The sequence below is a fragment of the Guptibacillus hwajinpoensis genome (assembly GCF_020524165.1).
Taxonomy (GTDB): domain Bacteria; phylum Bacillota; class Bacilli; order Bacillales; family Guptibacillaceae; genus Guptibacillus; species Guptibacillus hwajinpoensis_D.
Map to the genome: position 1 here is coordinate 233,079 of NZ_JAIVKU010000002.1, position 12,107 is coordinate 245,185.

General features: G+C 44.6%; 11 protein-coding genes. All 11 read left to right on the plus strand.

Annotated features, from left to right (window positions below):
* Nucleotides 1-57 precede the first annotated feature (57 nt).
* Nucleotides 58-1,329, plus strand: a complete 1,272-nt coding sequence (locus LC090_RS02810; protein ID WP_226655079.1) for an exo-beta-N-acetylmuramidase NamZ family protein — start codon at nucleotides 58-60, stop codon at nucleotides 1,327-1,329.
* Between the two features lie 236 nt (nucleotides 1,330-1,565).
* Nucleotides 1,566-2,960: a PTS transporter subunit EIIC gene (locus LC090_RS02815; protein WP_226655081.1), complete on the plus strand. Its 1,395-nt coding sequence runs from the start codon at nucleotides 1,566-1,568 to the stop codon at nucleotides 2,958-2,960.
* 22 nt (nucleotides 2,961-2,982) lie between these two features.
* Complete coding sequence (locus tag LC090_RS02820; protein WP_226655263.1) at nucleotides 2,983-4,038, plus strand: DUF871 domain-containing protein; 1,056 nt, start codon at nucleotides 2,983-2,985, stop codon at nucleotides 4,036-4,038.
* 4 nt (nucleotides 4,039-4,042) lie between these two features.
* Nucleotides 4,043-4,948, plus strand: coding sequence for an N-acetylmuramic acid 6-phosphate etherase (gene murQ, locus LC090_RS02825; protein WP_226655084.1), 906 nt, complete (start codon nucleotides 4,043-4,045; stop codon nucleotides 4,946-4,948).
* 60 nt (nucleotides 4,949-5,008) lie between these two features.
* Complete coding sequence (locus LC090_RS02830; RefSeq protein WP_226655086.1) at nucleotides 5,009-5,860, plus strand: MurR/RpiR family transcriptional regulator; 852 nt, start codon at nucleotides 5,009-5,011, stop codon at nucleotides 5,858-5,860.
* Entirely contained in the window at nucleotides 5,853-6,869 is a 1,017-nt protein-coding gene (locus tag LC090_RS02835) for a serine hydrolase domain-containing protein (protein ID WP_226655088.1), read from the plus strand. Before LC090_RS02830 ends, LC090_RS02835 begins: the two co-directional genes overlap by 8 nt.
* A gap of 16 nt (nucleotides 6,870-6,885) precedes the next feature.
* Nucleotides 6,886-8,166 carry an ABC transporter substrate-binding protein gene (locus LC090_RS02840; RefSeq protein WP_226655090.1) on the plus strand — a complete coding sequence of 427 codons (1,281 nt, stop codon included), beginning with the start codon at nucleotides 6,886-6,888 and terminating at the stop codon, nucleotides 8,164-8,166.
* 12 nt (nucleotides 8,167-8,178) lie between these two features.
* Nucleotides 8,179-9,135, plus strand: a complete 957-nt coding sequence (locus tag LC090_RS02845; RefSeq protein ID WP_226655092.1) for a carbohydrate ABC transporter permease — start codon at nucleotides 8,179-8,181, stop codon at nucleotides 9,133-9,135.
* Between the two features lie 12 nt (nucleotides 9,136-9,147).
* Nucleotides 9,148-9,972, plus strand: a complete 825-nt coding sequence (locus LC090_RS02850; protein WP_226655094.1) for a carbohydrate ABC transporter permease — start codon at nucleotides 9,148-9,150, stop codon at nucleotides 9,970-9,972.
* Entirely contained in the window at nucleotides 9,959-10,927 is a 969-nt protein-coding gene (locus tag LC090_RS02855) for an N-acetylglucosamine kinase (RefSeq protein WP_226655097.1), read from the plus strand. The genes LC090_RS02850 and LC090_RS02855 overlap by 14 nt, the downstream gene beginning before the upstream one ends.
* A 15-nt stretch (nucleotides 10,928-10,942) precedes the next feature.
* Nucleotides 10,943-11,842 carry an N-acetylmuramic acid 6-phosphate etherase gene (murQ, locus tag LC090_RS02860; protein ID WP_226655099.1) on the plus strand — a complete coding sequence of 300 codons (900 nt, stop codon included), beginning with the start codon at nucleotides 10,943-10,945 and terminating at the stop codon, nucleotides 11,840-11,842.
* Nucleotides 11,843-12,107: the final 265 nt, after the last annotated feature.

Genomic DNA, 12,107 nt, shown 5'->3' on the forward strand with positions numbered 1-12,107 from the left:
GATCGGGAAGAAGCGCTCATTCTTCCCGATTTTAAAAAATGGGGAGGCGTTTGAAACGTGAAAAAGTGGATGATTATGCTGGTGACAATGGTGCTCGTTCTATCCTCTTTGTCAGTCGCGCTAGCGGATAACAACGGAAAAGGAAATGCGTATAGTCACGATAACAACAAAAAGAAATTCAAGCTTGGTGTGGAAGTACTCCTAGATGATCAGAAAGAGTTAATTGAAGGCAAAAGCGTTGGGCTCATTACAAATCCTACAGGTGTAGATCAAGAGCTTAACAGTATCGTAGATTTATTACACAATGACGCGGATGTTGATTTGAAAGCGTTATACGGTCCGGAGCACGGGGTTCGTGGAAGTGCACAGGCAGGAGAATACGTGGAGTATTATATTGATGAAGAAACAGGACTTCCTGTTTATAGCCTCTATGGCGCTACGAAAAAACCAACGCCTGAAATGCTAGAAGGCATCGATGTTCTTCTATTTGATATTCAAGACGTTGGGACACGCTTCTATACGTATATTTACACGATGGCTTATGCCATGGAAGCCGCAGCTGAAAATGACATTGAATTTATCGTATTAGATCGACCGAATCCTCTTGGTGGGGAAGCAGTCGAAGGGCCGGTTCTCAATGATGACTATTCTTCTTTCGTTGGAAAATATGAAATTCCACTTCGCCACGGCATGACGGTAGGAGAGCTAGCCCAACTTTTTAATGAAGAATTTGAAATTGGCGCTGATCTAACAGTCGTTGAAATGGATAAGTGGAAGCGGGACATGTACTATGATGACACGCCTCTTGAATGGGTGCTTCCATCCCCTAATATGCCAACCCTTGATACAGCTCTCGTTTATCCAGGTGCTGCTTTAATTGAAGGAACGAATGTCTCAGAAGGTCGCGGAACGACAAAGCCATTTGAACTAATCGGTGCACCGTTTATTAATTCAACAGAGCTTGCCAATGAGTTGAACGCCCTTGAGCTTCCAGGCGTAGATTTTAGAGCCGCTTCTTTTACGCCTTCTTTCTCGAAGCACGCTGGGAAGTTAACACACGGCGTTCAAATTCATGTAACGGATAAAGAAGCATTTGAACCAGTACGAACAGGACTTAGCCTAGTGAAAACCATTCATGATCTTTACCCAGAAGACTTCGAATTCCGTGCAGAAAACAGCGCGGGTGTATCGTTCTTTGATCTCCTCGTTGGAAACGGTTGGATTCGAGAAGCGATTGAAAATGGAGAAAGTGTTGACGAAATGCAGCAGCAGTGGGAATCCGATCTGGAAGACTTTAAAGAAGTAAGAGAAGAATACTTGCTTTACTAAGGGTTAAAAGCACTCGTGAAATAGCGGGTGCTTTTTTTATGTAATAAAACTTCACGAAAACACTTACATTATTAAATAAAACTTGTTAAACTTAAATTATTAGAAAATTCAATACAAACGTACTGAGAAGGGAGGATCACTCGCGCATTAGGGGGAGCCAGCTAATTACATAGCATAAGACGCCAGAAAGATGTTGAATCGTTTCATGAAATCATCAGAAGAAATGGGGAAAGCTTGTGAGAAAAGAAGAACGTTTAGCTAATGAAATTTTACCTCTTCTCGGTGGACCATCGAATATTCAATCATTAACAAGTTGTATGACGAGGCTTCGCGTAACGACAATTGATTCGTCAAAAGTAGAGCTCGAACAGTTAAAAGAAATTGACGGGGTACTCGGCGTTGTGGAGGCTGAGACGATCCAGGTGATTTTAGGACCGGGAATCGTGACGAAGGTAGCAGAAGAAGTTTCTAAGATGAGTGGCGTAGAGGCGGAGGATGACGATGAGGATATCTTTGAAGGGCTCGCAGCCCAAACCAAATCAGATCTGAAGCAAAAAAACGCGACGCCATTTAAATTGTTTTTAAGAAAAATTGCCAGTATCTTTATTCCGCTCATTCCAGCGATCGTAGCCTCAGGTTTAATCGCTGGAATTACGAATATCGTCATTCGATCAGGTGTTGATCCTGAAACGTCACTTGTCTCCATTCTTAATTTCATTGGTTGGGGACTGTTTGGGTATCTTGGTATTTTTGTTGGGATTAACGCAGCAAAGGAATTTGGTGGAACCCCTGCATTAGGTGGGATTGCGGGCATTCTGATCATTAACCCTGCCCTTGCGGATATTACGCTTTTCGATGAACAGCTCGTTCCTGGTCGCGGCGGTTTAGTTGGTGTCATGCTTGCTGCCTTTTTCATGGCCTGGACAGAACGTCGGGTCCGTCGCTTCGTGCCTTCTTCTCTTGATATTATCGTGACGCCAACGATTTCGGTGTTAATTACAGGATTTGCGACGTTAATCGTGCTTCAGCCGATCGGCGGTTTCGTTTCAGATTTAATTACAAAAGGTTTGTTAGGGTTAATAGACGCTGGAGGCATTTTCTCAGGACTGATTCTTGCAGGAACGTTCCTGCCTCTAGTTGTAACAGGTCTCCATCAGGGACTAACGCCAGTTCATATGGAATTAATTAATACGATTGGTGATGATCCACTGCTTCCAATTCTTGCAATGGGTGGTGCCGGCCAGGTTGGAGCAGCTTTCGCGATTTATTTTAAAACAAAAAATAAAAAGCTTCGAAAAGTCATTAAAGCAGGATTACCCGTTGGGATTTTAGGTATCGGAGAGCCGCTGATCTTCGGTGTGACGTTACCACTCGGTCGCCCATTCGTGACAGCGTGTCTCGGGGCAGCGATCGGAGGCGCTTTTGCGGCCTTCTTTAAAGTCGCAACCATTGCGATTGGTGTATCAGGCTTGCCGCTCATTTTTCTTGTGAATTCAAACCAAATCCTCTATTACATTATTTCACTAGTCGTTGCGTACTTCTTTGGCTTTGTTTTCACGTATTTGTTCGGATTTAAGGAAGAAATGACGGAAGCAATTGATAAAGGCGCATCAAAGACGACGGCTGCATAAAGGAGGTAAAAGCGTGCTCGGAATGTCCATTTATCTAGGAAGTGATGGTGACATGGAAGGGAAGTTAAAGAAAGCGGAGGCCTTTGGACTGAAGGTGCTTTTCACTTCCTTACATATTCCAGAAGAAGATCACTCCACCTATCAAACTCGTTTAAAAGAGCTTGGTCGTTTGGCAAGAAAGTTTGAGTTGGCACTTGTGGCGGATATTTCGCCTCAGTCCATCTCCTATTTAGGAATTGAAAACTATGAAGAGCTCATTGAGTGGGGCCTGACCGGGATTCGTCCTGACTATGGCTATACGGATGACTTAATCGTTTCGTTGTCTCAAAAAATGAAAGTCGGGCTAAACGCGAGCACTGTGACAAAAGTTGAAATTGAACGATGGATTGAGATGGGGGCAAACTCTAGGAATCTTGAAGCGTGGCATAACTATTATCCTCGTCCTGAAACGGGCCTTGATGACGCTTTCTTCGCAGAACGAAATGCGATGTTTCGCAAATATGGCATTCAAACGATGGCGTTTATTGCAGGAGATGAACAGTTTAGAGGGCCTATTTATGCAGGTTTGCCAACGCTCGAAAAGCATCGCGGTATGCCGCCACACGGCGCCTGTGCTGAACTAATTTATCGGTACAAAGTGGACCACGTACTAGTTGGGGATATTTCGATTAGCGACGATCAGCTTAGTAAACTATCCCTTCTTGCGCAGGGAGTGATTCCACTTGATGTCGAAAATCCTGATCAACAGTTTGAAAGATTCCATGTCGCAGGTCGCCACGAGAATCGCCCTGATCCTGCGCGCGATGTGATTCGTTCAATGGCTTCCCGGCGCTTTCATGATCGTCCTGACCCATTGCCTTCAGTAGAACGGAAAAGCGGTGTCGTAACGATTGATAATGCGAACTATGGTCGCTATGCTGGAGAAATTCAGTTAACAAAAAGGAGTCTTCCAGCAGACGATCGGGTAAACGTGATAGGAAATGTAACAGAGAATGATTTACCACTTTTACAATGGATCGGGGCGTCTCAGCCCTTTCACTTACAATTGAAAAATGATGCTATTTATGAAAGGAATTAGTGAAATGAATTTAAAGAACATCCAGACCGAGCAAAGAAATCAAAACACGCTTACGATTGATCAAATGACAACAAACGAGATTCTTCGCGTGATGAATGAAGAAGATCACGTTATTCCTGAAGCGGTTAAAGCAGCACTTCCCGTTATTGAACAACTTGTTGACCAGATTGTGGACGCTTTTCAACAGAACGGTCGTTTAATTTATGTTGGGGCTGGAACGAGTGGAAGGCTCGGCGTTCTTGACGCCTCTGAATGTCCACCTACGTTCGGCACTCCGTCTGAACAGGTGATCGGCGTTATCGCTGGGGGCGATCAAGCGCTTCAATACGCTCTTGAAGGAGCGGAAGATGATGAAGCGCAGGCTGTTGAGGATATGAAAAATCTCCATCTTACGCCAAACGATGTGATTGTTGGAATCGCCGCAAGCGGAAGAACGCCTTATACAGTGGCGGCCATGACGTACGCGAAAACCGTCGGTGCGACGGTTGGTGCCGTTACTTGTAGTGACAACACGAAAATGGAAGAGGTGGCTCACTATAGTGTTGTTGCGAGCGTAGGGCCGGAAGTTGTTACAGGTTCGACCCGGATGAAAGCAGGAACGGCTCAGAAGCTCGTGTTGAACATGCTTACGACGGCTTCGATGATAAAAATAGGAAAAGTGTACAGCAATTTAATGGTGGATGTTGTGCCAACGAACCGGAAACTTGTGCAGCGCGGCAAGAACATTGTTGCTGAAATTGCGGGTGTATCAATAGAAGAAGCAGAGAAATCGTTAGAAACTTACGGCTCAACGAAGGCTGCTATTCTTTCATTATTAACAGGATTAACCGGAGAAAGTGTGCACGCTACGTTAGAAAGATATGATGGTCACTTAAGAAAAGCGATTGAATCAGCAGTTGTGCCAAGCTAGGTGGAGAGGATATGCTAAAATGAAATGATTGAAAATTTATAAGATAAAGGTGGGCTAGTTATGAACGGTGGCCTGATCAGTCTTCAGGAATCAATCACTTCATTAAAACCTTCAGAACGAAAAGTGGCAGAATATATCATTCATTATCCAGAAGAGGTCATTAACCTCTCGATTCAAAAGCTCTCGAAACGAACAGAGGTCAGCGAAGCGACGATTATCCGTCTTGCTCGTACGTTGAATTATAAAGGGTTTCAAGAGTTGAAACTACGAATCGCAGGAGATCTTGCGACAAAACAAACGAGCAAGTCTTATCAAGAAATTTCGATTGACGGTACGGTTGATTCGTTTATTGAAAATGTCTCAAATAACAACATTCAATCGATCAATGATACGATCTCGGTTCTTTCAAAAGAAGAAGTCGAGAAAGCGATCACCGCTCTTAGTCGTGCACGCAAGATTGCGCTGTTTGGAATCGGGGCATCTGGTTTAATTGCACAGGACTTCAAGCAAAAGCTTTCCCGAATCAACCGCTGGTGTGAAGCGGCTGTTGATTATGATACGCAGGGTACGATCAGCGCGAATCTCGAGGAGCAGGATGTCGTTTTCGGTATCTCCTACTCAGGTCAGACGAACGATATCATTGAATCGCTTAACATCGCAAAGGATAACGGTGCGACTGTCATTACGTTAACCAAATATGGAACGAATCCGGTATCAGATCTTGCAGATATTAAACTTTTTACGAGTTCACTTGAGAAAAGCATTCGAAGCGGTGCGATGAGTTCCCGTATTTCTCAACTTAACGTGATTGATATATTATACGTTGGCATGACGAGCCGAAACTACGAGGAAAGCGTGATGGCGCTTGAACGCACCCGAAAAGCGGTGGAGGTTGCCAAAAAGCATGTCTGAACTAGAAGCCTATCTCAACGAACTTATTGCCAAAAAGGAGCTCCCTGGCGCTGTTCTTCACGTTCAACTCAAAGGGAGCACCGTTTTCCATCGTGCATACGGTGGGTTTATCGATTCGAATCATTACCCCCACAACATGAAAACATCAACACGATTTGACCTTGCTTCCTTAACAAAAGTGATGGCAACCCTTCCCTCAATCCTTTGGCTTGTTGATCATACATCTGTTGAACTTGACCACACGATTCAAACTTACATCCCAGAATTCAAACATTCAGAGATTACGATTCATCAGGCGCTTATGCATACAACAGGACTCCCAGCCGATCTTGCGCCACCAGTACAACGGCATGAGAAGCGCGATGTTTTGAACGAAGTGGTGAATGCAGCACTTATTCATGAACCAGGAAAAATCGTGAAGTATAGTGATCTCGGCATGATTTTACTAGGAGCAGTCATTAAAAACGTGAGTGGCCTTCCGATTTCCACTTTTGCAGAGAGAACGCTCTATAAACCGTTGGGGTTAACACAAACCAGCTTTCATCCAGATCAACCGTTGCAAATTGCTTCCACAGAGTGGACGAAAGACCGCTATTTACAAGGAGAAGTGCACGATGAAAAAGCGTTCCATCTTGGCGGCAGCGGAAGTGCCGGGCTTTTTTCTACTGCGAGTGATGTAGGGAAATTTGGCTCCTATTTTCTTTACCCAGAAACGCAAATGGTGCTATCACAATCACTCATGAGAAAAGCACGAAATCACGTAGCTGAGAATCGTGGCCTTGCGTTTGAAGTGTGGAGCGGGAAAGGCGCTACTTTATCATGCGGAAGGGGGTGGTCAGAAGGAAGCTTCGGCCACACGGGATTTACGGGAACTAGTTTATGGATTGATCCACGGGAAGAACTGATCGTCACCTTTTTAACAAACGTCGTTCAGTATGGTAGAAAACACAACATGAAGCACATCAGGCCTTATCTGCATTCTTTGATTCACGCTTATTTTACTAACTAAACGAGGGGGAAACGTTATGAACAAATTGAAAGCGTTTACTTTAACGGGGTTTTTAGCCTTTATCCTGGTATTATCCGCATGTAGCTCTGAAAGTGGAGGGAATTCGGGAGATTCTGAGGCAAGTGAAGACAGCGTCACGTTAACGATTGGAAGCTGGCGAACAGAGGATAAAGCAAGTTATCAGAAAATCATCGACAAATTTAATGAAGAAAATCCGGACATTACGGTTGAGTTCAAGCCTTCAAAAAATACGGAGTATAACACGATTTTGAACACGGCACTTAAAAGTGGAGAAGGACCTGATATCATCCACCTTCGCCCTTATACGCCTGGGATCGAGCTAGCCGATGCAGGCTATCTTGAGCCGCTTGATGATTTAGAAGGACTCGATCAATATCCAGAAGAAACGCTAGCCGCTTCAAAGGGCTCAGACGATAAGCAGTACGGTGTGCCGCTGAATATGAGCACGACGCAAATGTTTTACAACAAAAAAATGTTTGAAGAGATGGGACTTGAAGAGCCACAAACGTGGGATGAGTTCATCGCTTTGAATGAAAAAATTAAGAAAGAGGGTGTGACACCAATCGCGCTAGGTACAAAAGAAGGCTGGCTCCTATCGCTATCACATGGCATCGTTGGGCCAGCTCACTATGGCGGCAATGAATTTGTTGATCAAATTACAGCGGGAGAGACCGATTTTACAAGCGAAGAATTTCAAAGCTCGATTGACGCAATGGATGAACTGAAACAGTTTTTCCCTGAAAACTATGAAGGGCTTGGCATGGAAGATATCCGGACGATGTTCTTTACAGGTGACGCAGCGATGTTCCCGCTTGGCAGCTGGGAAATTGAAGTGCTACGTGAAATGAATCCGGATCTTGAGCTTGGCTTCTTCCCGATGCCATCTGCTGTTGGAAAAGAACCGACGATTACGACATGGGTGGATGGTTCTTATGCGATCAATGCAAGCTCTGAGCACAAAGATGCTGCGAAGAAATTCCTTCAGTTCATGACAACGGAAGAGTTTGGAACGATGTTCACAGAAGAATTTAAAATGATTAGCGCGATTCCAGGGATTGAGTCTGAGGATGAACTTGTGAATGCGCTTGGAAAAGCAGCAGAAGAGCAGTCAACGCCGTACATGATGCTCGTTCACTTTGCCGGCGGAAATCCGTCTACGAAAGCGACGATCGAAACGGAACTTCAAGGCATGTACCTTGGTGAACGTACGCCGGAGGAAGTCGCGAAGGCGGTTCAAGAAAGCGCGCAGTCCTGGTATGAGCCACTACAGAAATAAGGGGCGTAGAGTATGAAACCAGCTACGAATTCAAATGCAGTCGTGAAAATGAAGAAGGAGAGGAAGTGGAAAAGGTGGACCATCCACCTTTTTCCTATTCCCGCTCTATTGATTTATGGACTCTTCATTGTTTATCCATTATTTGCAGCGCTAACGTACAGTTTCTTTGACTGGAAAGGGATTGTCCGCGGCGAATTTGTTGGATTAAAGAACTTCAAAGATCTCTTTACACTCGAGCCATTTTCAAGTCTGTTTTGGGGAGCGTTTGGTCACAATATCCTTTATTTCGTGCTACAAATGATTTTCCAGAACGGGCTTGCCTTTATTCTGGCTTATATTATTTATAAAAAAGTAAAAGGTTCAGAGTTTCTTAAAATTGCTTATTTCCTGCCAAGGCTTTTATCCGTTATCGTTGTCGGATTTTTATGGAAGCTGATATTAAATCCAAACTATGGTGCTCTGAATGTGATTCTTGAAAAGCTCGGTTTGGAACAGCTCCAAAAAGCGTGGCTTGGTGATCCAGATACAGCGCTTATTTCGATTATTCTCGTCAACTGCTGGTATGGGATCGGATTCGGCGTGCTGATTTTTCTTGCTGGTCTTCAATCGATTCCAAAGGAACTGTTTGAAGCAGGTAAGCTCGACGGCGCAGACGGTCTTTCAATGATCCAAAAAATTGTTCTTCCATTAATGGTTCCTTCTTTTATGATTATGACGGTGCTTACGTTTATTCAATCGTTTGAGGCATTCGAACTTGTCTATGCGATGCAGGGATCGCAGGGAGAGCCTTATCATTCGACAGATACGCTCGCGATTTACTTTTATCGTCTTGCCTTTGGTGGTTCTGCTGGAGGATCGACAACGGCGGTCGGATTAGGATCAGCGCTTGCAGTCGTGCTCTTTCTCTTTATTTCATTCTTTACCGCGCTTTATTTACGCTACATGCAGAAAAAACAAGTGGACATGTAAGGAGGCGAACCGATGAACCACACGATCTGGACGAGACCGTTTTACTATGTATTTGCTTTTCTCATCGCATCAATTAGCATCTATCCGATTCTCTTAATGATTCTTTCCTCTTTTAAAACGAGCGCTGAGATCTTCACAAGTCCACTCTCCTTGCCGAAGACGTTTAACCTTGATACGTACCGGAACTTACTTGAGATGATTCCGTTTACAACGTATTTTATGAACAGCGTTTTTGTGAGTGTTATTTCTGTTCTGTTGATTTTGATCACATCTTCACTCGCTGCTTTCTATATCGCACGCTTCACATTCGTTTGGAATAACATCATTTTCTTTTTCTTTTTAATGGGAATGATGCTTCCAATCAAACTAGGGATTGTACCACTGTTTATTTTAATGAAAGATTTGAACCTATTAAACTCGCTCTGGTCGCTTATTTTTATGTATGTGGCAACGGGGATCCCCCTTTCGATTCTTATTCTGACGGGGTTCTTCAGAACGATGCCTCGCGAGCTTGAAGAAGCAGCACGAATCGATGGCGCAGGAAACCTGCGTATTCTATGGAATGTTGTTCTTCCGCTTATGCGTCCTGCACTTGGCACGGTGATGATTATTCAGTTTATCCAGTCATGGAACGACTTCTTTTTCCCACTCATTTTTATTACGGATGATCTGAGAAAAACGATTCCAGTTGGCATGCTTTCCTTATTCGGTGAATACTCTGCAGACTGGGGAGCACTTTTTGCCGGATTGACCCTCGCCTCCTTGCCAATGATCGTGCTCTTCTTCATTGCTTCGAAACAATTTATGGAGGGGCTGACGCAAGGTGCCATTAAATAAGAAGGTATATATAGGCATAGATGGTGGTGGCACGAAGACGGTTGGACTCATTTGCAATCAGGAGGGGGTCATTCTTTCAAAAAGTGTAGCCGGCTCTACAAATGTAAAATCGCGTCCGGAAGAAGACGTTCGAGCTGCGATTCATCACGTGATTTCGGAATTAATGTTAGGCGTAAAAGAAGGGGAGCTTAGTGGCGTTTTTGTTTCAACGGCTGGCGGCGATCGAGAAGAAGATCAGCTGCGCTGGAGGAAATGGTTGACGGAGGTCCTGCCAGGTTACGCAGGAGGACTTGAGGTACGGAATGATGCATACGGCGCGATGGCAAGCGGGACCTTTTCCATGGAAGGCACGGTTTTGATCGCTGGAACAGGTTCGATTGCTTATGCTTTAGACAGAAGCGATTCAAGACGAGCCGGGGGCTGGGGCTATTTGTTTGGTGATGAAGGAAGCGGCTATGATATTGGGCAGCATGGGCTTCGGACCGTCGCGATGATGCATGACGGGAGAGCGAACGTAGATGAAGCTTTTTGCAGAGAGGTGCTTTCCTTCTTAAATTTAAAAAGTGCTCCTGAGATGATTACGGCAATATATGAGGATCCGTATGCGCGTATGAAAATCGCTTCTGTAGCAGAAGTGGTGATTGCCCTAGCGGAGAAGCAAAATCAGACCGCCCTGGGCCTGGTTCAGCACGCTTTTCTGAAATTGAGCGAATTAATTGATGCCATTGAGGTTCGGAGCGGGAGGCTTGTCGTTTGTGGAGGATTGATGCAGTCGCCTTTTTTCCGGAAGGGGTTTTTTGAGGAACTGAGGGAGAGCGGAGTCAGTAACGTGTTTTTTCCGACCCTATCACCAGCAGTAGGTGCTTGTATCTGTGCCCTTATTGTTAATGGTCAGTCAATCACAGAAGAACGAAAAGCAAATCTACTGTCGTCTTATTATGTCATGAGCGGCTAGCGAGGAGAGATGCAAATGAGTGATGGAAAAAAAGCAAAGACAGAAATGAGAAATGCGAAATCAGAAAATCTTCATCAGTTTTCAACGTTAGAGATCATTGAGCTGATGAATGAAGAAGATGCAACCGTTGCTGGCGTTGTGAAGATCGCTCTCCCCCAGATTGAGAAGGTGATTAATGAGGTGGTGAGTGTGATCAGAAATGGTGGGAAACTCTTTTATTTCGGTGCGGGTACGAGCGGACGTCTTGGCGTATTAGATGCCTCTGAGTGCCCGCCTACTTTCGGCGTAGCGGAAGAGCTTGTAAATGGCGTCATCGCAGGCGGGGGCCGGGCACTTCGTTATCCCATTGAAGGAGCGGAAGATCGTGGGGATCTTGGTGCTGAAGATGTACGAAAGCATGTGAGTGAGCGTGATTTAGTCATTGGCCTTGCTTCAAGTGGAAGAACGCCATACGTGCTTGGTGCGATGGAAGCAGCGAATGAAATCGGGGCAAAGACGGCCGGGATTTCATGCAATTCGAACGCTCCGCTTTCAAAAATCGTTACATACGCGATTGAATTACCGGTCGGACCAGAAGTGGTAACAGGATCGACGCGTTTAAAAGCGGGAACGGCTCAGAAGATGGTGTTAAATATGATTACGACTGCTTCCATGGTGAAGCTTGGAAAGGTGTATCGTAATTTAATGGTGAATGTTCAGGCGTCGAATGAAAAGCTTCGGAAGCGGACGGTTTCGATTATCCAGGAGTTGACGGGAGTTAGTGAAGATGTGGCTGGACGTTATAGTGAACAGGCGGAAGGTGATGCGCGGGTAGCGGTGTTGATGGTGTTGCTGAAGGTGGATGCGGAGGGAGCGAAGCAGATGCTAGAGGAGAAAGGTGGGGATTTTGTGGCGGTGATGGAGGAAAGGGATTAGTATTCAAAGCGAAATGATCATTTCTATTGGAGCGAGATAATAATTAGATAATTAGAAGAGGGAGGTTTTAAAAAACCTCCTAAAATCTATCAAAAGGTAGAGCAAACAACAATAATCATAGCTACTTCTTTATGTAGACTTTCATCTACTCAGCTTCTAATCATTTTAATTGTTTTTAAATAAAAAGAGATTCGTTAATTGTAAAGCCTATTAAGAGAGTAGGAGGCCATTGATAGCGTAAAAGTGTATCTTTTCTTATATCTGG

Bases quoted from the DNA above. Each gene is read 5' to 3' on its own strand.
- LC090_RS02820 (WP_226655263.1), top strand. From the start codon at position 2,983: ATGTCCATTTATCTAGGAAGTGATGGTGACATGGAAGGGAAGTTAAAG.
- murQ (WP_226655084.1), top strand. From the start codon at position 4,043: ATGAATTTAAAGAACATCCAGACCGAGCAAAGAAATCAAAACACGCTT.
- LC090_RS02830 (WP_226655086.1), top strand. From the start codon at position 5,009: ATGAACGGTGGCCTGATCAGTCTTCAGGAATCAATCACTTCATTAAAA.
- LC090_RS02835 (WP_226655088.1), top strand. From the start codon at position 5,853: ATGTCTGAACTAGAAGCCTATCTCAACGAACTTATTGCCAAAAAGGAG.
- LC090_RS02840 (WP_226655090.1), top strand. From the start codon at position 6,886: ATGAACAAATTGAAAGCGTTTACTTTAACGGGGTTTTTAGCCTTTATC.
- LC090_RS02845 (WP_226655092.1), top strand. From the start codon at position 8,179: ATGAAACCAGCTACGAATTCAAATGCAGTCGTGAAAATGAAGAAGGAG.
- LC090_RS02850 (WP_226655094.1), top strand. From the start codon at position 9,148: ATGAACCACACGATCTGGACGAGACCGTTTTACTATGTATTTGCTTTT.
- murQ (WP_226655099.1), top strand. From the start codon at position 10,943: ATGAGTGATGGAAAAAAAGCAAAGACAGAAATGAGAAATGCGAAATCA.